Source organism: Dactylosporangium sp. NPDC051541 (assembly GCF_044454505.1).
In the GTDB taxonomy this organism is placed as follows: domain Bacteria; phylum Actinomycetota; class Actinomycetes; order Mycobacteriales; family Micromonosporaceae; genus Dactylosporangium.
The window spans coordinates 471,019-496,962 of sequence record NZ_JBITDU010000004.1; the positions used below are offsets into that span (position 1 = coordinate 471,019).

Here is a 25,944-nt window from a genome sequence, read left to right on the forward strand (position 1 = left end):
GCCGGGCGCCGCCGACACGGGTCCGACACGTGACCGACACGGCCCGATGCACAACCGACGAGCGTGGCGGCGGTACCGTGACCGCTCATGAACGACACCCAGGTCAGCGCCGGACGCCGGGTCGGGCGCCGGGTCGGGCGGCTGCTCGGGCGGGTCATCGCGGGCATCCAGCCCGAGGAGCGACTCCCACAGCTACTGGCGCGCCCGGACGAGGACGCGGCGGTGATGGACTGCGCGCTCTACGTGCGCGGCAGCCGCCAGCCCGGCCGGCCCGCGTTCGCCGAGGCCTACGCCACGGCCCGGCGCCGCCGCAACGGCTTCGTGTGGCTGGGGCTGTTCGAGCCGAGCTGGGCCCAGTTCACCGCGGTCGCGCAGGAGGTCGGCGTCGACGAGGCGACCGTCGATCAGACCCTCGACGTCGAGCGCCGCCCGGCCATCCAGCGGCGCGGCGACGTGACGGTCCTCACGCTGCGCACCGCCCGCTACGTCGAGCACGCCGAGCTGACCGAGACGTCCGAGGTCGTCGACACCGGCGCGGTCACCCTGCTCATCGGCGCCCACTTCGTGGTGTCGGTCCGCCACGGCGGGGCCGGCGCCCTGGCCGACGTCCGCGACGGGCTCCAGCAGCGCCCGGCGCTGCTCGGCCAGGGTCCGTGGGCGGTCGGCTACGCCGTCATCGAGCGGATGGTCGAGGTCTACCACGACGTCGCGACCCGGGTCGAGCAGGACATCGAGAAGCTCGAGGAGATAGCGTTCCTGCGCCACGGCGGCTGCGACGTGCAGCAGATCTACCAGCTCAAGCGGGAGCTCGTCGAGTTCAAACGGGCGGTGCTGCCGCTGCAGCCGCCGCTGCGGCTGATGACCGACGCCACCTCGTCGCTGCCCCCGGCGCTGCGCCAGCACTTCACCGACGTGCTCGGCCGGCTCACCCAGGTGGTCGACCGGGTCGCCACCTACAACGAGCTGCTCGACTCGATCCTGCAGGCCCGGCTGGCGCAGGTCGGGCTCGACCAGAACAATGACATGCGCAAGATAGCCGCCTGGGCCGCGATGGCCGCGGTCCCGACCGCGATCGCCGGGGTCTACGGGATGAACTTCGACCACATGCCGGGCACCGCGTCGCCGTGGGGGTTCGGGGCGGCGGTGCTCGTGATGTGCGCCGGGATGCTGGTGTTGTACCGACTGTTCCGCAAGTCCAAGTGGCTGTAGAGCCGGAGTTCCCTTAGGGGCTGAGCCGATGCGCTGGCGCCTGGTCGATGCCGAGGAAGGCCTGGTCGCCGGGTGCGCGGCGGTCGACGGGCTGTTCAGCGGGCCACTCGCGGCGCCGCCCGTGGAGCGATACACGTTCCTCGGGGTGGTGCCGGCCGGGCCCCTGGCCGCCGCCACGCCCGGCACGTGGCTCGGCAACGTCTACGTCGAGGACGCCACCGACAACCCGCTGAGCGCCCCGCTGCTGGTCGACCTCACCGTTCTCGGCGTGCTGCCCTCGACCCTCGCCCCGGGCCTGCTCGACGTCGACCTCGAGGGCCGCCTGCACCCCGGCGACCGGGCCATCGCCGACCGCCGCCCCGGCCCCGGCGGGTTCCGGCTCACCGGCGGCCGGCCGGGCGAGGTCCGCCTCGGTCGCTGCATCGACGTCGGCGGTGTCTTCCGCGAGCGGCCCGCCCCGCACCCGACCGACGTGGTGCTGCGTGGCTGCCGGCCCGGCCCGGTCCTCGCGGCGGCGGTCGCGGCCCAGGCCGAAGGGCGTTTCCGGCAGGCCGGAATCGTTGCCGAGGTGTACTCGTCCGGGCCCCGCGGGCTCGCACCCACCCGGATTCAGCTCGACGGCCGGGTCGCCCGGGCCGAGACCGGCCCCGGCGGCCGGCTCGACGTCACCCTGGTCGACGCCCTGGAGGAGCCGCTGCCGGCCGGGGCCGAGGCCATCTGGGACCTGTGGCAGTCCGGCGGCCCGGCGACGGCCAACCTGTGGGCCGGACACGACCGGGACCTCCGCGACGCGTGGTCCATGGCCGCGATGAGCCACCACCGCCACCGGGGCCCCGACCGCACCGGCGGGACGATCGAGCTCGACGGCGCCCACGTCACCGACGTCGAAGGCTTCTGCTGCGCCATCGGCGAGGCGGTCAACGGCCCCGGCGGCTACTTCGGCGGCGACCTCGACGCCCTGCACGACTGCCTCGCCGGCGGGTTCGGGGCCCGGCCACCGTTCCGGCTGGTCTGGCACGACGCCGCCGTCGCCCGGCAGCGGCTCGTCGCCGATTACGACCGGCGGCGCTGGGACAGCGGGGTCACCTTCGATATCCTCACAGGGCTGCTCGAGGAGCACGGGGTCATCCTGGAGTTACGCTGAGAATACGACGGGGGCGTCGATGCACGTGTCCACGCAGGTCCGGCTCGTCCGCTGGTCGGTCATCCTGGCCGCCGTCCTGCTCGCCGGGGCGGGCACCCTGGCCTTCATCGCCGTGGCCCACCTGGACGGGCTGACGCTCAAATGGGCGTCGCCCGACCAGATCACCCGGGCCCGGATCGACATGCTCAACAGCGCCTGGACCGAGGCGGTGTCGGCGGTGATCCTCGCGGTCCTCGCCGTCTTCCTGTTCCGGCCGTCGGCGAAGGTCCGGGCGGCCGTCTGGGTCGCGGCCCCGATCATCGCCCTGACCACCCTGTGCTTCCTGGTCGGCGGCCCCGAGTACGCGGTCGCCCCCACCGGCGAGGAGCCGGCCGAGGTGCGGGCCGAATACGCGCAGATCGTGCCCGACTGGTACCTGTGGCCGCACGGCGTGGCCGGCCTGATCGCGGCCGCGCTGCTGATCTTCGCGGCGGTCTTCATGACCCGGTCCGACCTGCGCGAATACTTCATGGACGCCAGCTACGACCCGTCGCGGCCCTACACGTCGTGGGTCGACCGCACCGGCGGCTGATGACGGCCTTGTCCCCCGGCGCTATGGTGTCGCCGTGAGCGAGCCGCCGTCACCTTCCGGTCCTCCTGCCGGCCCGAAGCCGCCGGCTTGGAATCGGCCGCAGCCGCCGCCCTGGAACACGCCGCCGACGCCGCCCAATGTGCCGATCTCCGGTGAGCTGCTGCCGCCGCCCGGCGGATTCCGCGGGCCGCCACCGCCGCCGGTGACGCCCATCACCAAGCGGATCCCGGACAACCTGCCGTTCGTGGTCCGGCCGGCCCCGGCCAAGCGCCTGATCATCATGATCCCGATCATCGTCGTGGTGATGATGTTGGTCATGTGCCCGCTGAGCCTCGCGCTCACCGGCGACGGGCCCGACCACACCAGCGGCGACATCGTCGCGCTCGTCGCCATCGTCGCCTGCATCACCGTCGTGATCGGCGTGGTGACCGGGCTCTCGGTCTTCCTCGTCGCCTCCGGCGGGCCGGTCCTCGCCCTGGCCCCGGCCGGGATGTGGATCAAGACGCGGCCGACCCGGGGCCAGGCGATCTGGCTGCCGTGGGAGGGCATCGCGGAGATCCGGCGGCGGCGCTGGGCCCTGGACAAGCTGCTGGTGGTCCGGCCGCGCGACCCGCGGGTCGAGGGCAGCCTGGGCGCGTTCACGCAGCTCGACTCCTCGATGTTCAAGCTGTTCTACGGCACCGGATTCACCGCGAACATCAACTTCGCCGACCGCTCGGAGGACGAGATCCTGGCGGCGGTACGGCAGCTGAGCAACGGCCGCACCCAAATAAACATCTGACTTTTTCACTGCGCGCGGCTCACCGGCGCCGCACCCGGGCCGCAGTATCATCCGAGGTCGCGGCCTGATTGACGCTGCCGCGTTTCGGTCGGCGCAGTTCCGGATATCCGGGAACTTCCAGCCGGGTTATCGGGCTCGACCGTTCGCGTCAGGGGCCACATGTCACCAGGGTGCCGGAAAAGTGTCAGACCCTAGGTCTACGCTCGCGGGCAGCACAGGGGACCAGGACCATTGGAGAGAGCCGAGTTGACCGCACAACCCGAGGCCTTGTACGGGGCAGACGACCTTACGCTCCTCGAAGGGCTCGACGCCGTCCGCAAGCGACCGGGCATGTACATCGGCTCGACCGACAGCCGCGGCGTCGCCCACCTGTTCAACGAGATCGTGGACAACTGCACCGACGAGGGCATCGCCGGGCACGCCACCCGGGTCGAGGTGACCCTGCACGCCGACGGTTCCGTCCAGGTCGACGACGACGGCCGCGGCATCCCCGTGGACGTGCACGCCAAGTCCGGGATGTCCGGCGTGGAGCTGGTCCTGACCCGGCTGCACGCGGGCGGGAAGTTCGGCGGGTCGGGCTACAAGACCTCCGGCGGCCTGCACGGTGTCGGCGCCTCCGCGGTCAACGCGCTGTCCACGCGCTACGACGTGACCGTGCGCCGGGACGGCAAGGTCCACCACATGTCGTTCCAGCACGGCGTGCCCGGCGAGTTCGACGGCCCCAACGCCAGCTCGAAGTTCCGCCGCGGCGGCGGGCTCACCGTCCAGGGGCGGATGAAGCGCGGCTCGGCCACCGGCACCTCGACCCGCTACTGGCACGACGCCCGCTACTTCGAGACCGGCGCGGCGCTGGACCCGGACGCGGTGCGGGCGAAACTGCGCAACACGGCGTTCCTGGTGCCGGGGGTGACGTATGTCCTGCGCGACGCCACCCAGGGGTCGATCGAGACCGAGACCTTCCACTACCCCAACGGGCTGTCGGACATGGTCGAGTTCCTCGCGCCGAGCGGCGACAAGCCCGTCTGCGGCACGCTGTTCATCAACGGCGAGGGCACCTACAAGGAGAACGCCGCCGACGAGAACGGCGTGATGAAGGCCAACGTCGAGCGGCGGGCCGAGGTCGAGATCGCGCTGCGCTGGGGCACCGGCTACGAGCGGATCGTCGAGACGTTCACCAACACCATCCGCAACGTGCACGGCGGCACGCACCGGCGCGGCTTCGAGCGCGGGGCGCTGCGGGCCCTGACCGACGCGATCCGCAACACCCGCGGCCTGCTGCGGCCCAAGGAGGACCTGCCGACCCTCGAGGACGTCCTCGAGGGCATGACCGCGGTCATCCACGTGCGCATCCCCGAGCCGCAGTTCACCTCCCAGACCAAGGACGAGCTGTCCACGGCCCCGGTCACCCGGGTCGTGCAGCAGGTCGTCGAGCAGCACGTCAAGGCCTGGATCGAGGCGCGCAAGACCAAGGTCGAGGCGCGGACCGTCCTGCAGAAGATCGTGGACGCGGCCCGGGTCCGGCTCACCCAGAAGCAGCAGAAGGACGCCGCCCGGCGCAAGACCGCACTCGAGGGCGCGTCGATGCCGGCCAAGCTCGTCGACTGCCGCTCCACCGGGGTCCAGCGCAGCGAGCTGTTCATCGTCGAGGGTGACAGCGCCCTGGGCACGGCCCGGATGGCCCGCTCCTCGGAGTATCAGGCGCTGCTGCCGATCCGGGGCAAGATCCTCAACGTCCAGAAGGCCAACATCCAGCAGGTCCTGGACAACGCCGAGTGCTCGGCGATCGTGCAGGTGCTCGGCGCCGGCTCCGGGCGCACGTTCGAGCTGGAGCAGATGCGCTACGGCCGCATCCTGATCATGGCCGACGCCGACGTCGACGGCTCGCACATCCGCACGCTGCTCATCACGCTGTTCGCCAAGTACATGCGCCCGGTGATCGCCGACGGGCGGCTCTACGCGGCCGTCCCCCCGCTGCACAAGATCGTCACCAAGGGGCGCAACTCCGAGACGATCTACACCTACACGCAGCAGGAGATGACCAGTACCGTCGCCAAGCTCGAAAAAGGCGGCAAGCAGGTCGTGACGCCGATCCCCCGGTTCAAGGGCCTGGGCGAGATGGACGCCGACGAGCTGTGGGACACCACGATGAACCCCGCGACCCGGGCCGTGCGGCGCATCACCCTCGACGACGTCGAGCGGGCCGAGGAGGTCCTCGAGCTGCTCATGGGTGAGCGGGTCGAGCCCCGCCGCAACTGGCTCATCGACTCCGCGGCGCGGGTCGACCAAGAGACGATCGACGCCTGAGACCGGAAGGCCGACAGTTCACGATGGCACCACGCAAGAGCAAGACTGCGGTCAAGGCCGACCTGTCCGCGTTCGACCAGGCCGGGGCCCGGGTCCTCAACAACCCGCTGACCACCGAGGTCGAGGACTCCTACCTGGAGTACGCCTACTCGGTCATCCACTCCCGGGCGCTGCCCGACGCCCGCGACGGGCTCAAGCCCGTGCACCGGCGGATCCTCTTCTCGATGAACGAGCAGGGGCACCGCCCCGACCGGGGGCACGTCAAGTCGTCCCGGGTCGTCGGTGACGTCATGGGCAAGTACCACCCGCACGGCGACAGCGCGATCTACGACGCCATGGTCCGCATGGCCCAGGACTTCTCGCTCAACGTGCCACTGATCGACGGCCACGGCAACTTCGGCTCCCCCGACGACGGGCCGGCCGCCTCGCGATACACCGAGGCCCGGATGTCGCGGGAGGCGATGCTGCTCGTCGGCGAGCTCGACGAGGGCACCGTCGACTTCCGGCCCAACTACGACGGCTCCCTCGAAGAGCCCGCCGTGCTGCCCGCCGCGTTCCCCAACCTGCTGGTCAACGGCTCGTCCGGGATCGCCGTCGGCATGGCCACCAACATGATCCCGCACAACCTGGGCGAGATCGTCGCCGCGACCCGCTGGCTGATCAACCACCCCACGGCCACGCTCGACAAGCTCATGGAGTTCGTCCCCGGGCCCGACCTGCCCACCGGCGGGCTGCTGCTCGGCCTCGACGAGGTCCGCCGGGCCTACGAGACCGGCCGCGGCGTCGTGCGGATGCGCGGCCGGATCGAGATCGGCCCGCTCGAGGGCAGCCGCGGCCGCCAGGCGATCACGGTCACCGAGCTGCCCTACGGCATCGGCGCCGAGAAGGTCATCGAGAAGATCACCGACGAGGTCAACAAGACCAAGCGCCTGCAGGGCATCGCCGACGTCAAGGACCTCACCGACCGGGAGAACGGCACCCGGCTGGTCATCGAGTGCAAGGTCGGCGTCAACCCGCAGGCCCTGCTGGCCGACCTCTACCGGCTCACGCCGCTGGAGCAGTCCTTCGGCGTCAACAACCTCGTCCTCGTCGACGGCCAGCCGCAGACGCTCGGGCTCAAGGCGCTGCTCGAGGTGTTCCTGGCCCACCGCTACGAGGTCGTGACCCGGCGCACCGAGTTCCGCCGCAAGAAGCGCCAGGACCGCCTGCACCTCGTCGACGGCCTGCTCATCGCCCTGCTCGACATCGACCGGGTCATCGCCCTGATCCGCGACAGCGACAACGCGGCCGCGGCCAAGGCCGGCCTGATCAGCGAGTTCGGCCTCACCGACGTCCAGGCCACCTACATCCTCGACACGCCGCTGCGCCGCCTCACCCGCTACGACCGCATCGAGCTCGAAGCCGAGCAGCAGCGGCTCAACGAGGAGATCGCCGCGCTGAGCCAGATCCTCGACGACGAGAAGGTGCTCAAGAAGGTCGTCTCCGACGAGCTCGCCGCCGTCGTCAAGGAGCACGCCGCCCCGCGCCGCACCACCCTCATCGACGGCGACCTCAAGGAGGTCCTGGCCGCGTCCGTCCCGGCCGGCCCGCTCGAGGTCACCGACGACCCGTGTCAGGTCCTGCTGTCGGCCACCGGCCTCGTCGCCCGCACCGCCGCCGAGTCCGAGGAGGCCCCCGAGGCCAAGACCAAGGCCGGCCGGGACAAGCACGACGCCGTCCGGGCCGTCGTGCACACCACCGCCCGCGGCCAGATCCTGCTCGTCACCAGCCGCGGCCGCGCGTTCAAGGTCGACGTCCTGCCGCTGCCGACGCTGCCCGAGCGGCCCGGCACCGTCTCCATCAGCGGCGGCATGTCCACCGCCGAGCTCGTCCCGCTCGAGAAGGGCGAGACCGTCGTCGGCCTGGCCCCGCTCGCCGACAAGGACTCCGGCTCCCCCGGCCTGGCCCTGGGCACCCGCAACGGCCAGGTCAAGATCTGCTCGCCCGAGTGGCCGGTGCGCTCCGACGAGTTCGAGGTCATCGGCCTGCGCGACGGCGACGAGGTCATCGGCGCCACCTGGCTCACCGACGGCTCCGAGACCCTGGCCTTCCTCAGCTCCGACTCGTCGCTGCTGCGCTTCCCGGCCAACCTGGTCCGCCCGCAGGGCCTCAAGGGCGGCGGCATGGCCGGCATCAGCCTCGGCGCCGACGCCCACGCCCTGTTCTTCGGCGCCGTCGTCACCAAGGACGCCGAGCACGGCGAGCCGATGGTCGTGACCGCCACCATGGGCAACGCCAAGCTGACCCCGTTCCGCCTCTACCCGGCGAAGGGCCGGGCCACCGGCGGGGTGCGCACCCAGCGCTTCCTGAAGGGCGAGACCCACCTGGTCCTGGCCTGGGTCGGCCCGCGCCCGGTCGCCTCCAACACGAAGGGCGATCCGCGCGACCTCCCGGCCCCGGACAACCGCCGCGACGGCTCCGGCGCCCAGCTGCGCGCCCCCGACCTGATCGGCCACCTGGTCGAACGCGGCTGACCGGCCGGTGCGGCGCGTTCCCACTCCGGGGGCGCGCCGCCGCCGTCCTCACTACGCTGCTGAGGATGCGGATGTTGCACCTCGGGCTGCGGGTCAGTGACCTGGAGCGCTCGCTCGCCTTCTACACCGCCGTCGGCTACACCCGGATCGGGACGGTGCCGGAGACGCCGTTCGGGTCGCTCACCATGCTGCAGCTGCCCGGCGACCCGTTCTGCAGCCTCGAGCTCGTCCACGACCCGGGCCGCCCCGTCACCGACACCGGCGCCGTCAACCACCTCGTCATCCAGGTCGACGACCTGGCTGCGACCGTCGCCGCGCTGGCCGCGAAGGACGTCACCGCCGACCCGCCGACGGACCACGGCGAGGGCATGCACACGGCGTGGCTGACCGACCCGGACGGATACCGCATCGAGCTCGTCCAGTGGCCACCGGGCCACGCGGCCGGCATGAGCGCCGCCGACTTCGCCTGACACCCTCGACCCGTCCGACCGCCCGGCCCGGCGGTGCCCGCCGCGCCGCGGGCGTCACCAGCGCAGGTCGCCACCGTCGAGGGACAGGTAACGCGGCGACCTCTGGTCTGGGCTGCTCAACAGCCGGACGAGCCGATCCGCGGCCTCGTGCGGAGTGGTGTCGGCGCCGGGCCCACCCATGGCGGTGGTGAGCCGGCCCGGGTGTACCGCCCAGCAGCGCACCCGCCCCGCGAGCTCCTGCGCCAGGGCGATGGTGAGCATGTTCTGCGCCGCCTTGGACACCCGATACGCGTAGCTCGTGCCCCGCCCGGCGAACTCCCCCGCCGCCTGCGCCGACAACGACCCGAGCCGCGAGCTGACATTGACGATGAGCGGCGCGGGCGCGGCGACCAGCCGCGGCAGCAGCGCCTGCGCCAGCCGCAACGGCCCGGCCACATTGACGTCCACCGCGTGCAGAATGCTCTGCGGATCAACCTCCGCGAGCCCCCGCCCGGGCGCACCGACACCGGCGTTGTTGACCAGCACGTCGAGGCCCCGCTCCCCGACCGCCGCCAGCAACTCCGCCCCGACCGGCTCCCGCACGTCCTGCACCACCGTCCGCACCCGACCCCGAGGCCCAGCCGCAGCACCGGCACGCACACACGCCACCACATCCCACCCGGCCCCGGCCAGGCAGTCGACCAGCGCCGCCCCGAACCCCCGCCCGGCCCCCGTCACCACCGCCAGCATGACCGCCAGGCTAGCGCCCCGCACGGCGCCGGGCGGCTCCATCCGCGCCAGGCATTCGCCGAGCGCCGCCCCGAACCCCAGCCCGGCCCGCGACCACTGCCAGGCCGATGCTCCGTGCCATACCTCGTTCGCGTGAGCCGTGCTCGATCCGCGGCCCGGGCATTGACGTTGCGCGTACCGGTATCGCTATGGTGCTGCCATGCGACGGGCCGGGACGCTTACCTATCCGGGCGCCCTGCGGCTGCTCGGGCACAAGGATCGCCGGTGGATCGAGGTGCTGGACAAAGTCTTCGGGGTGGCGATCCTGGCCGCAGGTCCGGCAGCATACGGCGGCGCCAAAGCGGCGGAGTTCCTCTGGGGCGCGATCGATCACAAGAACGAGGCGGTCGGGCTGCTCGGCAAGCTGGTCGACTGGAGCGTAGAGCTGCTGGTGCCCGCCCGTGGCCAGGATCGATTCGAGCTGCTCGAGGCGGCCCACACGACGATCGTGGGCGCGGCGCTGTTCGAGGCCTGGCAGCAGCAGCTCGGCGCGGTCTGGGACGAGCTGGCGGTCACCGACAGCGAGCAGGTTCGCCTGCTGACCTCCACGGCCGAAGACGATCTCGAACTCCTCCTGTGGACCGCCGAGATACCGATGCCGGCGGCGGCTGGTGGCCTGTCCGAGACGATCCGTGGCGGACTGCTGCCCTACCTGCACCAGGCCGCGGTTGCGTGTCAACACTTCTTCGCCGGCCTGGCCACCGGCGAACGCCACGCCTGGCTGTCGGATCCGGCGCTGGCCCGGTCAGTCGCGGACGCGGCGTTGGGCAACTATCGCCGCAACTACGTCCGGCTGGCCACTGACGTCGCCGAGTTCCGGGTCTGGGCCATCCTCGGCGGGCAGGCCGCAACGTTCGACCTCCTGGGAGGGTTCCGGCAGGAAGTCGTCGCCGAACTGAAACGCCAGCGCGAGACGATGGCGGAGCTGCACAACCTGCTCGCACTCCCGGGAAACACCACCGCGCTGGGCCTGCAGTCGGAGGCGCTGCGGCGTTCAAACGCCGCCGTGCTGGGCCGGCCGCCGATCCAGGACGATGTCCTGCGATACGTCGACAACCTGCGCATCCCGACGATCGACGAAACCTACGTCACACCGCACTACCATTACGCGGTCTACGACGGCGACAGCCCCATCGGCGACGACGAGTGGTGGCGGCGCCAGACCCTGCACACCGACCTGCCGGCGTTCCTGGCCGGTCATTTCGGCTCGCCCGCCAGCGTCGAGTCACCACTGCTGGTCCTGGGCGATCCCGGTACCGGCAAATCGACGTTCGCGAAGGTCCTAGCGGCGCGGCTGCCCGCGGAGCGGTTCCTTGTCGTTCGGGTGCCGCTGCGATCGGTGACCCCGGAGGCCGATGTCCACATCCAGGTCCAGGAGGCGCTGCATCTGCAGTTGCCCGGACGGACGCAGTGGAGCACCCTGGCCGAGGAGAGTCGCGACTTGGTGCGCGTCGTCATCTTCGACGGCCTGGACGAGCTGATCCAGAGCATCGGTGTGGGGGAACAGTACCTGCGCCGCATCCGGGAGTTCCAGGCCAACGAGGCCGACCTCGGCTCCCCGGTCTGCACCGTGGTGACGTCGCGGACGCTGGTGGCCGGCCGCACCTGGGTGCCGCGCGGCTGCATCACCGTGAAGATCGCCGAGTTCGAAGACGAGCAGATCCAGAGGTGGCTCGCCGGTTGGCGCGCCGCCAACGCGCGGGCCGCCGCCGCGCACCAGGTCCGCCTGCTCGACCTCGACAGCGCCCGGCGTCTCCCGGAGCTGTCGCGGCAGCCCCTGTTGCTGTTGTTCATCGCGCTCTACGTCGCCGACCCGGGCGCGCCGCCGCTCACGGACGCGGCCCGGTCCCCCGCCGACCTCTATCGGATGCTGATCGAGAACTTCATTCGCCGTGAGATCTCCCGGCAATGTATGAAGATCGCTCCGGACGATCTGGAGCGCGAGATCGCCGATCGCTGGTGGCGGCTCGGCATCACCGCGCTGGCCACGTTCAACCGCCGGCAGACGTATGTGCTCGACGCTGAACTGGCCGAGGACCTGACGGCGCTGGTGGCGGGCAACCCGCACGATGTCGTCGACCGATTCTTCTTCATCCATACGGCTAAGGCCGCCGGGCACGACCGGCGAAGCTATGAATTCCTGCACGCCACGATCGGCGAATATCTGGTCGCCGCGACCGTGCTGGACCGGTTCCTCCAGGACGATGACGACCTCGTGGCCGCGCTGCTGTCCTACCGCGTCCTGCCGGCCCAGCCACGCACCCTGCGGTTCCTGCAGGACCTCGCCGCCGGCCTCCCGCCTACCGTGCGGGTGGAGGCGGCGGCAGCCGGTGTCCGGCGGCTACAGGCCGCGCGGCAGAGCGGACCGGCGGGCATGCCCGCCGGATACCGGCCGCAGCGGTTCGACGTGGTCCGGGCCAGGGCGGCCCACACCGCAAACCTCATTGCGGTCCTGACCTGCCTGGACAGTGCCGGGCTCGGCGACCTCGCGGCCGGCGGCGAAGAACCGGCGGCGGCCTGGCGGGCCCTGGTCCGACTGTGGCGAGCCGGCCTCGATGAGGAGTCCTGGCAGGCGATGGTCACGCAGCTGGAACCGGTGGACGGGCGGGTCCGCATCGCCGATCGGCCCTGGGTCTACAGCGAACTGGCGGCCGCTCGTTTCCTCGGCGACGAACCGTGGATGCGGGCGACAGAGATGATCTATCACTTGGGCGGCATCGGCGACTCCGCCGGGGATGGCGAGCTTCGGCGAGCGCTCCTGGCAATCCTGGTTGACCGGACCAAGCGGAGCCGGATCGCCTCGACACTGCGGTTCACCGCGGACCGGCTCGGCGCCGGCGACCACGGCCGGCTTTCCGCGAGCATCCGGCAGCTGGCGATCGACTTTCTCGGCCTCGCCGAGCCGGGCTGGGACTACGAGCACGTCAGGACGATCGCGGCGGCTGTGACGTCCGGTCTCCGACGCCGCTCGACCGGGCTGATACTGGAAAAGATGGACTACCGGCCGCTGGCGATCACCGTCACCGCCTTTCCCGGACTGACTGCCGACCTGCCCGGCCTGGACCAGGTCCTGCACGTGAATGCGTGGAGCGAGAGTCCGCACCAGGCCGCGCTCAGGACACTGATGCGCGATGCGGAATGGGGTGCCCGGCTGGCCGCACTGTACTCGCAGGAGGGCGGGGCCTGAACACTCGGCGAGGATCTGCACCTCAGCCCCGCACGGCCGGTCGCCGGTGGCGCCGATCGTGCGGGGGTGCGGGTGGAGGCGAAGCCTTCCCCGCCTGAAGGCAGCTCAGCTCAGTCCACTTCGACGGCGGCGGCGGCGAATTGGGCTGAGTACAGGCGGGCGTAGGCGCCCTCCGTGGCCAGGAGGGAGTCGTGGGTGCCCTGTTCGACGATCGTGCCGTGCTCCATCACCAGGATCAGGTCGGCGTCGCGGATGGTGGAGAGGCGGTGGGCGATGACGAAGCTGGTCCGGCCCGCGCGGAGGGTGCTCATGGCGCGCTGGATCAGTACCTCGGTGCGGGTGTCGACGGAGCTGGTCGCCTCGTCGAGGATCAGGATCGTCGGTTCGGCCAGGAAGGCCCGCGCGATCGTGATGAGCTGCTTCTCGCCCGCGGAGACGCCGGCGCCCTCCTCGTCGATGACCGTCTCGTAGCCGTCGGGCAGGGTGCGCACGAATCGGTCGGCGTGTGCGGCCTCCGCGGCGGCCGTGATGCTCTCCGGGGTCGGATGGTCGGCGCCGTACGCCAGGTTCTCCGCGATCGTGCCCTGGAACAGCCAGGTGTCCTGCAACACCATGCCGATCTGTTCGCGCAGCTCGTCGCGGGACATGGTGGCGATGTCCACGTCGTCCAGCAGGATCCGGCCACCGGTCAGGTCGTAGAAACGCATGATCAGGTTGACCAGGGTTGTCTTGCCGGCGCCGGTCGGGCCGACGATGGCGACCGTCTGGCCCGGGTTCACCGTGAGCGACAGGTCCTCGATCAGTGGCTCGTCGTCCTTGTAGCGGAACGAGACGTGCTCGAAGGTGACCTTGCCGCGGACCTGGTCGGGGCGGGCGGGCGCGGCCGGGTCGGGGCTCTGCTCGGGCGCGTCCAGCAGGGCGAAGACGCGTTCGGCCGAGGCGATGCCGGACTGGATCAGATTGGACATCGCGGCGACCTGCGTCAAAGGCTGGGAGAACTGGCGACTGTACTGAATGAACGCCTGCACATCCCCCAGCGTCATCGTCCCCGACGCGACCCGCAGGCCACCGACGACGGCGACGAGGACGTAGTTGACGTTGCCGATGAACATCATCGCCGGCTGGATGAGGCCGGAGATGAACTGGGCCCGGAACGCGGAGGTGTAGAGGGCGTCGTTGTGCTCCTCGAACGTCTTCGCGGCCTCGTGCTGCCGGCCGAAGATCTTCACGACCGAGTGGCCGGTGAACATCTCCTCGATGTGCCCGTTGAGCCGGCCGGTGCTGGCCCACTGTTTCACGAACTCCGGCTGGGAGCGCTTGCCGATCCTGGCCGTGATGAGCACCGACAGCGGGACGGTCACCAAAGCGATGACGGCCAGCAGCGGCGAGATCCAGAACATCATGCCGAGCACCGCGATGATCGTCAGCACGGAGGTGAGCAGCATGCTCATCGACTGCTGGAGGGTCATCGCGATGTTGTCGGTGTCGTTGGTGGCACGGCTGAGGACCTCGCCGCGGGGCTGCTGGTCGAAGTAGCTCAGCGGCAGCCGGGCCAGCTTGGCCTGGACCTGCTCGCGGAGCCGGTAGACGGTGCGCTGGACGATGACGGTGGTGAGCCGGGCCTGCAGCAGGCCGAGGATCCAGGCGAACAGGTAGACGACGGCGACGCCGAGCAGGACCTGCTGGAGCCGGTCGAAGTCGATGCCGCGGCCCGGCACCACGTTGCCCATGCCGGAGAGCAGGTCGGCGAAGCTGTCCTGGCCCTGGGCCCGGAGCCGTTCGATCGCCTGTTCCTTGGTCGTCCCGGGCGGGATGCGCTTGCTGATGATGCCTTCGAAGATGACGTCCGTGGCGTGGCCGAGCAGCCGCGGGCCGAGCGTCGACAGCACAACGCTCGCGACGCCGAACACCAGCACCGCGGTGACGATCAGCCGGTCCGGCGCGAGCATCTTGAGCAGCCGCTTGGCCGACCCCTTGAAGTCGTCGATCTTCGCCGGGGGTCCGCCAGCGCCCATCATCATCCGACCCGGGCCGCCCATGGGTGGTCCCCCGGGGCGAGCGCCGCCACCGGGACGTGGTGCAGTCACGCTGTTCTCCTAACAACCTGAAGGCCAACAGCGACGCAGCACGCCCGCCTCCGCTTCGCTCCAGCGGTCACGCCGCGGCCTCCTGTTCGGTCAACTGCGAGAGGACGATCTCGCGGTAGGTCTCGTTGTCGGACATCAACTCTTCATGCGTGCCGACACCCACGACGCGGCCCTCGTCGAGGACGACGATGCGGTCGGCGTCGCGGATGGTGCTGACCCGCTGGGCCACGATGACGACCGTCGCGTCGGCGATCGCCGCGCGCAGGGCCTCGCGGAGGCGGGCGTCGGTGGCGTAGTCCAGGGCCGAGAAGGAGTCGTCGAAGAGGTACACCTCCGGCCGCGCGACGAGCGTCCGGGCGATCGCGAGCCGTTGCCGCTGCCCACCGGAGACGTTCGTGCCGCCCTGCGCGATCGGCGCGCCGAGGGCCTCGGGCATGGCCCGCACGAAGTCGGCCGCCTGGGCCACCTCGAGGGCCTGCCACAGCTCTTCGTCAGTGGCGTCGGGCCGGCCGTAGCGGAGGTTGCTGCTGACAGTACCCGAGAAGAGGTATGGCTTTTGCGGAACCATGCTGACGGTCCGGGCCAGCAACGCCGGGTCGATGCGCCGGACGTCGACCCCGTCGACCAGGACCGTGCCGCCGGTCGCGTCGAAGAGCCGGGGCACCAGGTTGAGCAGGGTCGTCTTGCCCGCGCCGGTGCTGCCGATGATCGCCGTGGTCTGGCCCGGGTGGGCGACCAGGTCGACGCCGGACAGGACCGCCGACTCGGCGCCCGGGTAGTGGAAGGAGACGCCGCGCAGCTCCAGCTCGCCGTGCGCGTCGAGGCTGGTGACCGGGGCGTCCGGGGCGTGGACGCTGGACTCGGCGCCCAGCACCTCCTCGATGCGCTCGGCGCAGACCTCGGCCCGCGGGATCATGACGAACATGAACGTCGCCATCATCACCGACATGAGGATCTGCATGAGGTAGCTGAGGAACGCGGTGAGCGCGCCGATCTCCATGCCGCCGGTGTCGATGCGCTTGGCCCCGAACCACAGCACCAGGATGCTGGAGGCGTTGACGACCAGCATGACCGTCGGGAACATCAGCGACATCAGCCGGCCCACGGCCAGGGACACGTCGCGCAGGTCCCCGTTGGTCTTGTCGAACCGGACCCGCTCGTGCTCGTCGCGGACGAACGCGCGGATCACCCGGATGCCGGTGATCTGCTCGCGGATGACCCGGTTGACCAGGTCGATGCGCACCTGCATGGTCCGGAACAGCGGCCGCATCCGGACCACGATCAGCGAGATGATGCCGATCAGCAGCGGGACGACGACGAGCAGCAGCCCGGACAGCGGCACGTCCTGGTTCAGTGCCAGGATGATGCCGCCGACGCACATGATCGGGGCCGAGACCATGAGCGTGAACGTCATCAGGACCAGCATCTGGACCTGCTGGATGTCGTTCGTGGTGCGGGTGATCAGGGAGGGCGCGCCGAGCTCGCCGACCTCGCGGGCGGAGAGCTCCTGCACCTTCGCGAACAGCCCGGCCCGCACGTCGCGGCCGAGCGCCATGGCGGTGCGGGCGCCGTAGAAGACCGCGGCCGCGGAGCAGACGATCTGCAGCAGCGACACGGCCAGCATGTAGCCGCCGTAGCGCACGATGTAGCCGGTGTCGCCGGTGACGACGCCCTGATCGATGATGTCGGCGTTGAGGGTCGGCAGGTAGAGCGTGGCGAGCGTCTGCACCAGCTGCAGCACCACCACCAGGGTGATCGTCCCTTGATAGGGCCGAAGGTACGTTCGCAGCAGTCGGATCAGCATCGTTCAGGCTTCTCCAGGGTCGGATGTGGTCGTCAGCAGGCCGTCCAGCAGGACGGCCACGATCTCGTCGGGGGTCAGGTCGTCGTTGGGGAGCATGCCCCGGGTGGTGATCCCGACCAGGGCGAACAGCAGTCCGGCGGCTGTTTCCGGGCTGCGGCGCAGCAGGTGCCGGTCGGGTTCGATGAGCCGGGCGACGGCCTCGGTGAGCCGCTGCCGGTTGTCCATGATCGCCGCCATCGGCGACTCGTCGGCGGGGAAGTGCATGGTGCGGGCGAGCATCATCAGCGGCACCGAGCCCTCGATCCGCCGGATGAGGATCGCCGCCGCGTCGCTGAGCCGCTGCCGCAGGCTGCCCTGCGGGTCGATCGCCGACAGGGCCCGCACGGTCGGGCCGGCGTCGAACGCCTGCTTCAGCGTCGCGGCCAGCAGTGAGACCTTGTCGGGGAAGACGCCGAAGATGGTGCCCTCGGCGACGCCGGCCGCCTCGGCGATCTGCCGGGTGGTGACGGCGGCGCCGTGGGCCATCAGCAGCGGCAGCGTGGCGGCGATGAGCGCCGCGCGCCGCTCCTCGGGCGCGAGCGCGGGCACGCGCCGCCGGCGGGTCTCGGCATTCACGCGGCCACTCTAATGAGCGAGCACTCACTCGTACAACCGAATTTGACGAACGTATGACAAATCACGGGCAGCAACTGCGTTGCAACACCCTGTGATCGGGCCGCGCAACCCGGTGTGCGCACGATGATCGGGTTAGCCCTTGAGCCCGGATGGGAACGGTGCGATGCGCGACGTCGACGAGGAAGCCAGGCTGTCCGCCCTGTACAGCTACGGCGTGCTCGACACGCCGCGGCCCAAGGCCCTCGACGAGCTCACCCAGCTCGGCTCGTCGGTCTTCGACACCACCATGTCGACCGTGACCCTGGTCGACCGGGAGCGGCAGTGGTTCGCCGGCCGGACCGGCATCACGTCCGACGAGACCCCGCGGGCCATCTCGTTCTGCGCGGAGACGATCCCGACCCGCAAGACGCTTGTCGTGTCCGACGCCCGGGCCGACGCGCAGTTCCGCGCGTATCCGAACGTCACCGGTGAGCCGCACATCCGCTTCTACGCCGGCGCGCCGCTGATCGACGACGACGGGCACGTGCTCGGCGCCTTCTGCGTCAAGGACGACCGCCCCGGCGACCTCGGCCCCCGCCAGCAGCAGGCCCTCGAGACCCTCTCCCGGCAGGCGACCGGGCACCTGTCGCTGATGCGCAGCCGGCTCATGCTGGCCGAGCTCGGCGACGAGCTGGCCCGCGCCAGCCAGCGCGAGGAGGACCTGGTCGCGACGATCTCGCACGAGCTGCGCACCCCGGTCACCGCCATTCAGGGGTACCTCGAGCTACTCGCCGAGGACGAGGGCCTGGCCGGGTACGACCGCCTCGTCGAGCCCATCCACCGCAACGGCCAGCGCCTCGTGAGCATGGTCGACCACCTGCTCACCGGCACCCGGCCGGCCGACGCGCCGCTGCTGCTGCACCGCAGCCCGGCCGAGCTGCACCTGGTCCTCAACGCCGCGGTGCAGGCCAACACCGCCCTGGCCGAGCCGCGCGGGGTCGAGGTGGCGGTGGAGCGGGCGACCGAGGCCTCCGTCGTCTCCGTCGACATCGCCCGGATCACGCAGGCCGTGCAGCAGCTGGTCCGCAACGCGATCCTGTTCACCCCGCCCGGCGGCAGGGTCACCGTCCGGGCCGTCTACGCCCCGGTCCCGGCGATCGAGGTGACCGACACCGGCGTGGGCATCCCGGCGGACGAGCTGCCGTATGTCTTCCAGCGCTTCTTCCGCGGCCGCCACGCCCGTCGCCAGGCCGTCCCCGGTGTCGGCCTCGGTCTGCACATCGCCCAGGAGGCCGTCGCCGCCCACGGCGGGCGGATCACGCTGAGCTCGGCCGGGTCCGGGACGACGGCGCGGCTCACGCTGCCGTAAGTTTCACGGCCTTCCCCAGCAATTCCACAGTTGTCACCGTCGATTGTTTGCCATCGAACGGTGACGCCGACCACACTGCGCCTACCTCGTGGGAGCCAGGCAACTCTGCCGTGCCCCGAACTCGAGGAGGTACCCCTTGGTCAGAATCGCACGAGGCGCGCTGTGGCCCGTCACGGTCGCCGCCGCCTCCCTCATCGCGGCCATGCTGGTCGCACCCGGAACGGCCCAGGCACACGGCGTCGCGATGATGCCCGGCGCACGCACCTATCTGTGCTACGTCGACGCCCTGCAGTCCAACGGCACGATCGCGCCGACGAATCCGGCGTGTGCCGACGCCGTGGCCCAGGGCGGCCAGCAGCCGCTCTACGACTGGTTCGGCGTCCTGCGCTCCGACGCGGGCGGCCGCACCACCGGCTTCATCAACGACGGTGAGATCTGCGGCGCCGGCACCACCAAGTACGCCGCGTACAACGCCGCCCGCTCCGACTGGCCGGTGACGCACCTGACGTCGGGTGCGTCGATCCAGCTGCGCTACAGCAACTGGGCCGCCCACCCCGGAACGTTCCGCCTGTATGTCACCAAGGACGGCTGGAGCCCGACGAGCCCGCTGAAGTGGTCGGACCTCGAGTCGTTCGGCAGCGTCACCGACCCGCCGCAGTCCGGCGGGCCCGGCGGCCTCAACTACTACTACTGGAACCAGACGCTGCCGACCGGCAAGAGCGGGCGGCACATCCTGTACATCCAGTGGGTCCGCTCGGACAGCCAGGAGAACTTCTTCAGCTGCTCCGACGTCGTCTTCGACGGCGGCAACGGCGAGGTCACCGGGATCAAGGGCAGCGGGGGCACCAGCTCGCCGTCGCCCTCACGCTCGGTCTCGGCCTCCCCGTCCCGTTCCGCGTCGGCCTCGCCCTCCGCGTCCCGGTCGGTGTCCTCGTCGCCCTCGCGGTCGGCGTCGGCCTCCTCCAACCCCGGCGGTGGCGGCGGGTGCAGCGCGACGTGGGCGCTGCAACCCAGCAGCTGGGCCGGGCACTTCCAGGTCAACGTCACCGTGAAGAACAACGGGGCGTCGACGCTCAACGGCTGGACGGTCCGCTGGAGCTACACCGGCGGGCAGGGCTTCGAGGGCGCGCCCTGGAACGGCACGCTCACCGCCCAGCCACCGAACCCGGCGGTGTCGAACGTCGACTGGAACAAGGTCCTCGGGGCCAATGCCACGACGTCGTTCGGGTTCAACGCCACCGGCACCGCGCCGGCCACCGCACCCGCACTGACCTGCACCAGCCCGTAACCCCGCACACACGGCGGCGCCCGCACCCCGGGCGCCGCCCCGACTTTTCGAGGTCCTCGTGACGCACTCGCCTTCCGGCGGTACCCGTGTCCGGCACGCCGCCGCACCGCCGAACCTCGACCCGCCGGAAGAACCGCGCCGCCGCGGCGGCGGGGGCGGCGGTCTCGCACCCATGTGGCGCTACGTCATCGGGTTCGTGGCCATCGTCGCCGTGATCGGCGCCGTCGTGTTCGTCACCCAGCAGGGCGACCCGCCCGCACCGCCGGCCGACCAGACCGTCCACAGCGTCGAGGGGGCGCTGGGCGGGCGGCAGGCGGCGACCCTGGAGGTGCAGAGCGGCGCCGAGTCCGTGATCATCCACGCGGAGCCGCTCGACCAGCTGCTGTACCGGGCGTCGACCCTGCCCGGCAGCAAGGTCGCGCCGGTCGCCGGCGGGAGCGGGGACACGGTCCAGCTGTCGCTGACCGGCACCGAGATCGCGGGGCAGGCAACCATCCACGTGTACCTCAACGACAAGGTCAAGTGGACCCTGACCCTGGCCGGCGGCGGGCTGCGCCAGTCCGTCGACTTCGGCAGCGGCCGGCTCGCCGGGATCGAGGTCAAATCGGGCGTGCAGGAGCTCGACGTGACCGTCCCGAAGCCCGAGGGCACGATGAACATCCACGTCGGCGGCGTCGGGCGGCTCGCCGTGCACGCCCCGACCGGCATCCCGGCCCAGCTGACCCTGGCCGACAAGGGCACGATCGGCGAGGTCCGCCTCGACGACAAGATCAGCAAGAACGTGTCCGGCCCCGCCGTGATGCCGACGACCCCGGACTACGCCGGCGCCACGGACAAGTACGCGCTGCAGGTCGACACGGCCGCGGCCGCCGTCTCGGTGGACCGCCGCCCTTAGGCCCTGCCCTACTGGACGGGCTGCCTCCACAGTGCGGCGCCGGGTGACAGCCGGCGCCGCACCAGGTGGTAGGAGACGAAGAACAGCCACCCGGCCAGCGGCAGCTCGGCGGCGAGGGCGGTGGCCAGGCTGACCCAGCGGTCGGGCCCGGACGCGGTCATGATGTCGAACCAGGCGTCGCAGGACAGCAGCGTCCCGCTGACCAGCGCGGCCAGGACGACGACCTGCCGCCGGCGCAGCGCCGCCCAGGCCGTGACGGCCAGGGCCACCATGAGCGCGGCGTCGAACCCGACCCAGGTCAGGTCCCAGTTGCCGGCCAGGTACTGCGGCGGCAGCCGGAGGGCCAGGGTGATCACCCACGGGATCATCAGCACACTGGCCACGCCCACCACGATGACGAACCGCCGCCGCGCCCGCTCGTTGCCCGCGGTCGGCTTCCGCCCCGCCCGGGACCGCAGCGCCGCCAGCCGCCGGGCCAGCTCGTCGCGCTCCTGTGGGCTCATGGCCAGCAGCTCGGCGTCCTCGATCACGCTTTCGACCATACGTCGGCCTACGGCTCGGACTGCACCACCGTGGTGAATCCGCCGGGCGCGACGAGGACCCGGATCCAGCCCGCCGTGGTGGTGTAATGCTCCAGCTCAACGCCGCCGGGGTCGTTGACGCTCACGGTGGCCGGGGCGTCGCCGGGCACGACGATGTCAGCCGCCCGGGTGCTGGTGGCGAGGCTGCGCAGCAGCGTCAGGTGGGCCGGCCGCTCCGGGTCGGCCAGGCTCAGCGAGTGCAGCTCCGCCCCCTCGGCCTGACCGGTGCGGGCGGCGATCCGGGCGATCGCGGCCGCGTGCGGGTCGGCGTCGAGGGCGAGCATGGCCAGCAGGCCGTGGATCGTCGACTCGGCCCCGGCGTCGCGGTGCACGACCCCGAACCCGTCCGGCCGGTCGATCCCGTCGCAGGTGACCCCGGTGGCCGGGTCGTACATGGGCGCACCGGCCGGGTTGTTGCCGAAGAACCACGACCCGGCCACGCCGGCCAGGGTCCGCAGCGCCGCCCGCCCGGTCGCGTGCGCAGTGGCCAGCAGCGACTCCACCCGGGAGTGCGCGCCGTAGGCGAGTTGCACACCGTCGAGGGTCAGCGCCTCCCGCGCGCCCGGCAGCGCCACCCGCAGGTTGTCGGGCCCACCCCCGACCAGCAGGTACGGCGTGAACGAGGCCGCGTCGGCCAGGGCCGCGTCGCGGGCCGCGAGATCGCCGCACACCGCGTAGGTGCGCCCGAGCGCCGCCGGTGCCAGCCCGGCCCACCCGTGCCACGAGGTCCGCGACAGCGCCCAGGGCAGTACCGCCCCGAACGGCCACGTCCACGGCGTTCCGGTGCGCATGGCGGTCACGCCCTCCGCGAGCTGCTCGAGCACCTTCCGCGCGTCGTCGTCGCCCTGATTGCCGCCGGTGTACGCGCACAGCCCGAGCATCGCCTCGCCGGTCAGGTCGGCACCGTCGCCGATGAGCCAGGCGGGCGTGGCCGTGTCGTCGACGAGCCGCCACTGCCCGTAGCGCGCGAGCACCTGCCGCCGGACCGCCCCGACCGCCAGCCGCAGCCGCCGCCGCAGGAAGCCCGCGAACGCGGGATCGTCGGCGTCGAACGCCGCGACCCCCTCCCCGAGCGCCCAGATCGTCCGGGCGAGCCAGGCCGACTCCCCCGCGTCGGACGGGTCCGGCTGCTCGACCGGCCGCGCGCTCGGGTTCAGCCGCCCGTCCGGCTGCTGCCACAGCACGACGTTGCCGGCCCGCGGGTCGGTGTCGTCGGCGGGCGCGGTCTGCAGGAAACACAGCCCCCGCAGCAGCTGCCGCCCGGCCTCCCGGCTGCCCGCGTCCCCGGTGGCGACCCAGTGCCGCGTGTAGACCACGGCGGCCCGCGCGATGTCGTCGGCATTGAAGGCGCCTTGGGTGTACTGCCCCGACGCCGACAACTCCCCGCCCCCGACGGCCCGGAAGCCCCCGTCGGCGCCCCGCTCGGCATAGGTCCACACCACCTCGACGTGCGGCTCCTCGTCGAGCCGGTAGGTGGTGTGCCCCGCGGTGGCCCGCGGCGCGATACGGACCCGCAGCGAGTCGAGATGAGCCAGGTTCGTCAGCACGGCGGCCCCACTACCCGCCCGGTGATCATCAAACGCTCACCCCGGGGCGATCACGAGCGGGTGCGATACCTCGCTTTGTCGACCTAGTTAGTGGACAAAGGCGAGATTGGTGGGCAGACTTCAGCGAATGGATCCGCTGCTGGCGTTCGCCGGTCTTGGGGTGGGCGTCATCGTGGGGCTCACCGGCATGGGGGGCGGGGCGCTCATGACGCCGATCCTCGTGCTGTTCTTCGGGGTGCCGCCGCTCGCCGCCGTCTCCAGCGACCTGGCCGCCTCCGCCGTCATGAAGCCGTTCGGGGGGTGGGTGCACGCCCGGCGCGGGTCCGTCAACTGGGGGCTCGTGCGGTGGCTGTGCGTCGGCAGCGTGCCCAGCGCGTTCCTCGGGGTGCTGCTCATGCGGGCCATCGGGGGCGGGGACTCCGTGCAGGACGTGGTGCGGATCGCGCTCGGCGTGGCGCTGCTGCTCGCGGTGGCCGGCCTGCTGATCAAGACCTACCGCAGGAGCCGGGACAGCGGCGGTGGTACGGCGGCCGTCGTCGTCCGGCCCGTGCCGACGCTGCTGCTCGGGGCCGTCGGCGGGCTGGTCGTGGGGATGACGTCGGTCGGGTCCGGATCGCTGATCATCGTGATCCTGCTCGCCCTCTACCCGGCGCTCGCCCCGCGGGACCTCGTCGGGACCGACCTCGTGCAGGCCATCCCGCTGGTCGTCGCGGCCGCGCTCGGGCATGCGCTGTTCGGCGACCTCAAGCTCGACCTGGCCGCCGCGGTGCTGGTCGGGTCCGTGCCCGGAGTGCTGCTCGGGGCCCGGCTCTCCGCGCGGGCGCCGGCCGGAGTCGTGCGGGCCGCCCTCGTGATCGTGCTCATCGCGAGCGCGCTCAAGCTGTTCGCAGTACCCACAAATCTGGTGCTTCTGGTTGTCGCTCTTGCGACGGCGGCCGCCGTTGTGGAGGGGCTCCGGCGTCGGCGGCGGCCGGAAGATCGGGACACCGACGGCGAGTCGAAAACGAAAGGGGCAGAATCAGCGAGTGGAGTGTCACCACGCTGACTCGCTAGGAGTTGTTTCCTGATGCCTCGGCTCAACCATCTGCCCGAGTGGGCCGCGCTGGCCAAGCACCGCGCGGAGCTCGGAGAGGTCCACCTGCGCGACCTGTTCGCCGACGACCCCGAGCGGGGCACTCACCTCACGGTGCAGGTCGGCGACCTCTACCTCGACTACAGCAAGCACCTCGTCACCGCCGAGACGCTGCGGCTGCTGCAGGAGCTCGCGGCGGCGCGCGGGGTGTTCGAGCGGCGCGACGCGATGTTCCGCGGCGACAAGATCAACTTCACGGAGCACCGGGCCGTCCTGCACACCGCGCTGCGGGCGCCGCGCGACGCCGAGATCCTGGTCGACGGCGAGAACGTCGTGCCGAAGGTGCACGCCGTGCTCGACCGGATGTCCGCCTTCGCCGACCGGATCCGGTCCGGGGAGTGGAAGGGCTACACCGGCGAGACGATCACCACCGTCGTCAACATCGGCATCGGCGGCTCCGACCTCGGCCCGGCGATGGCCTACGAGGCGCTGCGGGCCTACACCGACCGGTCCCTGAACTTCAAGTTCGTCTCCAACGTCGACGGCGCCGACCTGCACGAGGCCGTCCGCGACGCCGACCCGGCCCGGACGCTGTTCATCGTGTCGTCGAAGACGTTCACGACGATCGAGACGATCACCAACGCGACTGCGGCCCGGCAGTGGCTGCTCGACGCGCTCGGCGACGACGCGGCCGTGGCGAAGCACTTCGTTGCCGTGTCGACCAACGCCGGCGAGGTGTCGAAGTTCGGCATCGACACGACCAACATGTTCGAGTTCTGGGACTGGGTCGGCGGCCGCTACTCCTACGACTCCGCCATCGGCCTGTCGCTGATGATCGCCCTGGGTCCCGACGGCTTCCGGGCCATGCTGTCCGGTTTCCACCAGATGGACGAGCACTTCCGCACCGCGCCGCCGGAGTACAACGCCCCGCTGATCCTGGGTCTGCTCGGCATCTGGTACCGCGACTTCCACGACGCGCAGACCCACGCCGTCCTGCCCTACAGCCACTACCTGTCGAAGTTCACGGCCTACCTGCAGCAGCTGGACATGGAGTCCAACGGCAAGTCCGTCGACCACGAGGGCCAGCCCGTCGAGTGGCAGACCGGCCCGATCGTGTGGGGCACCCCCGGCACCAACGGCCAGCACGCCTACTACCAGCTCATCCACCAGGGCACCGCGCTGATCCCGGCCGACCTGATCGGCTTCGCCCAGCCGGTCGCCGAGCTCGGCCCGCTCGGCGGCCAGCACGATCTGCTCATGGCCAACCTGTTCGCGCAGGGCCAGGCGCTCGCCTTCGGCAAGCCGTCGGAGCAGGTCGCGGCCGAGGGCGTGGCCGAGGCCGAGGTGCCGCACCGCACGTTCCGCGGCGACCGCCCGACCACGACGATCCTGGCCAACGAGCTGACCCCGCAGGTGCTGGGCCAGCTGATCGCGCTGTACGAGCACAAGGTCTTCGTCCAGGGCGCCGTCTGGGACATCGACTCGTTCGACCAGTGGGGCGTGGAGCTGGGCAAGGTCCTCGCCAAGCGGATCGAGCCGGCGCTGACGTCGGACCGCCCGGACGTGTCGGCCCTCGACTCGTCGACGGCGGGCCTGGTCGAGCGCTACCGGGCCCTGCGCGGACGGTAGAGCCCGTGGTCGCGGGGGGGGCCCCCCCGTGGGGGCCCCCCCCCCCCCCCCCCCCCCTTGGGTGGAGCAGCAGCTGGTGGGGGATGCACAGCAGCCGCCACACCAACACCCACCGGGTGCGCGGGGGGGGC

The 25,944-nt window shown here is 71.4% G+C and carries 19 protein-coding genes; 13 read left to right on the forward strand and 6 right to left on the reverse strand.

Translation table 11 applies throughout. From position 1 onward, the window contains the following. Positions 1-87 precede the first annotated feature (87 nt). The 7 genes from ACIA8L_RS21670 to ACIA8L_RS21700 all read left to right on the forward strand — a co-directional run bounded on the left by ACIA8L_RS21670 (position 88) and on the right by ACIA8L_RS21700 (position 8,992). Positions 88-1,209, forward strand: a complete 1,122-nt coding sequence (locus ACIA8L_RS21670; RefSeq protein WP_395907140.1) for a magnesium and cobalt transport protein CorA — start codon at positions 88-90, stop codon at positions 1,207-1,209. A 28-nt stretch (positions 1,210-1,237) separates the two neighbouring features. Beyond that, positions 1,238-2,353: a barstar family protein gene (locus ACIA8L_RS21675; protein WP_395907142.1), complete on the forward strand. Its 1,116-nt coding sequence runs from the start codon at positions 1,238-1,240 to the stop codon at positions 2,351-2,353. Between the two features lie 19 nt (positions 2,354-2,372). Next, on the forward strand, positions 2,373-2,924 hold the full coding sequence (locus tag ACIA8L_RS21680; protein ID WP_395907144.1) for a hypothetical protein: 552 nt from the start codon (positions 2,373-2,375) through the stop codon (positions 2,922-2,924). Positions 2,925-2,958: 34 nt separating this feature from the next. Beyond that, a complete protein-coding gene (locus ACIA8L_RS21685) occupies positions 2,959-3,705 on the forward strand; it encodes a hypothetical protein (RefSeq protein ID WP_395907146.1) in 747 nt (248 codons plus the stop codon). 246 nt (positions 3,706-3,951) lie between these two features. Then, positions 3,952-6,009, forward strand: a complete 2,058-nt coding sequence (locus ACIA8L_RS21690; protein WP_395907148.1) for a type IIA DNA topoisomerase subunit B — start codon at positions 3,952-3,954, stop codon at positions 6,007-6,009. 23 nt (positions 6,010-6,032) lie between these two features. Continuing rightward, on the forward strand, positions 6,033-8,522 hold the full coding sequence (locus ACIA8L_RS21695) for a DNA topoisomerase (ATP-hydrolyzing) subunit A (protein ID WP_395907150.1): 2,490 nt from the start codon (positions 6,033-6,035) through the stop codon (positions 8,520-8,522). A gap of 65 nt (positions 8,523-8,587) precedes the next feature. Further along, positions 8,588-8,992: a VOC family protein gene (locus tag ACIA8L_RS21700; RefSeq protein ID WP_395907152.1), complete on the forward strand. Its 405-nt coding sequence runs from the start codon at positions 8,588-8,590 to the stop codon at positions 8,990-8,992. Positions 8,993-9,046: 54 nt separating this feature from the next. On the opposite strand, the gene ACIA8L_RS21705 is transcribed toward ACIA8L_RS21700, so the two are convergent. Next, complete coding sequence (locus tag ACIA8L_RS21705) at positions 9,047-9,721, reverse strand: SDR family NAD(P)-dependent oxidoreductase (RefSeq protein WP_395907154.1); 675 nt, start codon at positions 9,719-9,721, stop codon at positions 9,047-9,049. A 199-nt stretch (positions 9,722-9,920) separates the two neighbouring features. Here ACIA8L_RS21705 and ACIA8L_RS21710 point away from each other — a divergent pair, with 199 nt between their 5' ends. After that, positions 9,921-12,947 (forward strand): NACHT domain-containing protein, encoded by a 3,027-nt coding sequence (locus tag ACIA8L_RS21710; RefSeq protein WP_395907156.1) that lies wholly within the window; start codon positions 9,921-9,923, stop codon positions 12,945-12,947. A gap of 110 nt (positions 12,948-13,057) precedes the next feature. Here ACIA8L_RS21710 and ACIA8L_RS21715 read toward each other — a convergent pair whose 3' ends face one another. The 3 genes from ACIA8L_RS21715 to ACIA8L_RS21725 form a co-directional block, all read right to left on the reverse strand. Continuing rightward, entirely contained in the window at positions 13,058-14,986 is a 1,929-nt protein-coding gene (locus ACIA8L_RS21715; RefSeq protein ID WP_395907158.1) for an ABC transporter ATP-binding protein, read from the reverse strand. Between the two features lie 115 nt (positions 14,987-15,101). Next, a complete protein-coding gene (locus ACIA8L_RS21720) occupies positions 15,102-16,838 on the reverse strand; it encodes an ABC transporter ATP-binding protein (RefSeq protein WP_395907160.1) in 1,737 nt (578 codons plus the stop codon). A gap of 3 nt (positions 16,839-16,841) precedes the next feature. Then, entirely contained in the window at positions 16,842-17,453 is a 612-nt protein-coding gene (locus ACIA8L_RS21725) for a TetR/AcrR family transcriptional regulator (protein ID WP_395907162.1), read from the reverse strand. A gap of 163 nt (positions 17,454-17,616) precedes the next feature. Here ACIA8L_RS21725 and ACIA8L_RS21730 point away from each other — a divergent pair, with 163 nt between their 5' ends. From ACIA8L_RS21730 to ACIA8L_RS21740, 3 genes are all read left to right on the forward strand, one after another. Further along, the gene (locus ACIA8L_RS21730; protein WP_395907164.1) at positions 17,617-18,801 is read left to right on the forward strand and encodes an ATP-binding protein; all 1,185 of its coding nucleotides are present in this window, start codon (positions 17,617-17,619) and stop codon (positions 18,799-18,801) included. Between the two features lie 136 nt (positions 18,802-18,937). Continuing rightward, on the forward strand, positions 18,938-20,089 hold the full coding sequence (locus ACIA8L_RS21735; protein WP_395907166.1) for a lytic polysaccharide monooxygenase: 1,152 nt from the start codon (positions 18,938-18,940) through the stop codon (positions 20,087-20,089). 58 nt (positions 20,090-20,147) lie between these two features. After that, positions 20,148-20,984 (forward strand): hypothetical protein, encoded by an 837-nt coding sequence (locus ACIA8L_RS21740; protein ID WP_395907168.1) that lies wholly within the window; start codon positions 20,148-20,150, stop codon positions 20,982-20,984. 8 nt (positions 20,985-20,992) lie between these two features. Here ACIA8L_RS21740 and ACIA8L_RS21745 read toward each other — a convergent pair whose 3' ends face one another. Further along, positions 20,993-21,514 carry a hypothetical protein gene (locus tag ACIA8L_RS21745; protein ID WP_395907170.1) on the reverse strand — a complete coding sequence of 174 codons (522 nt, stop codon included), beginning with the start codon at positions 21,512-21,514 and terminating at the stop codon, positions 20,993-20,995. Positions 21,515-21,534: 20 nt separating this feature from the next. Next, positions 21,535-23,112, reverse strand: a complete 1,578-nt coding sequence (locus tag ACIA8L_RS21750; RefSeq protein WP_395907172.1) for a hypothetical protein — start codon at positions 23,110-23,112, stop codon at positions 21,535-21,537. A gap of 127 nt (positions 23,113-23,239) precedes the next feature. Between ACIA8L_RS21750 and ACIA8L_RS21755 the strand changes: the two genes are divergently transcribed. Next, positions 23,240-24,157 (forward strand): sulfite exporter TauE/SafE family protein, encoded by a 918-nt coding sequence (locus ACIA8L_RS21755; protein WP_395907174.1) that lies wholly within the window; start codon positions 23,240-23,242, stop codon positions 24,155-24,157. A gap of 21 nt (positions 24,158-24,178) precedes the next feature. Further along, positions 24,179-25,813, forward strand: coding sequence for a glucose-6-phosphate isomerase (gene pgi, locus ACIA8L_RS21760; protein ID WP_395907176.1), 1,635 nt, complete (start codon positions 24,179-24,181; stop codon positions 25,811-25,813). The last annotated feature ends 131 nt before the right edge of the window (positions 25,814-25,944 follow it).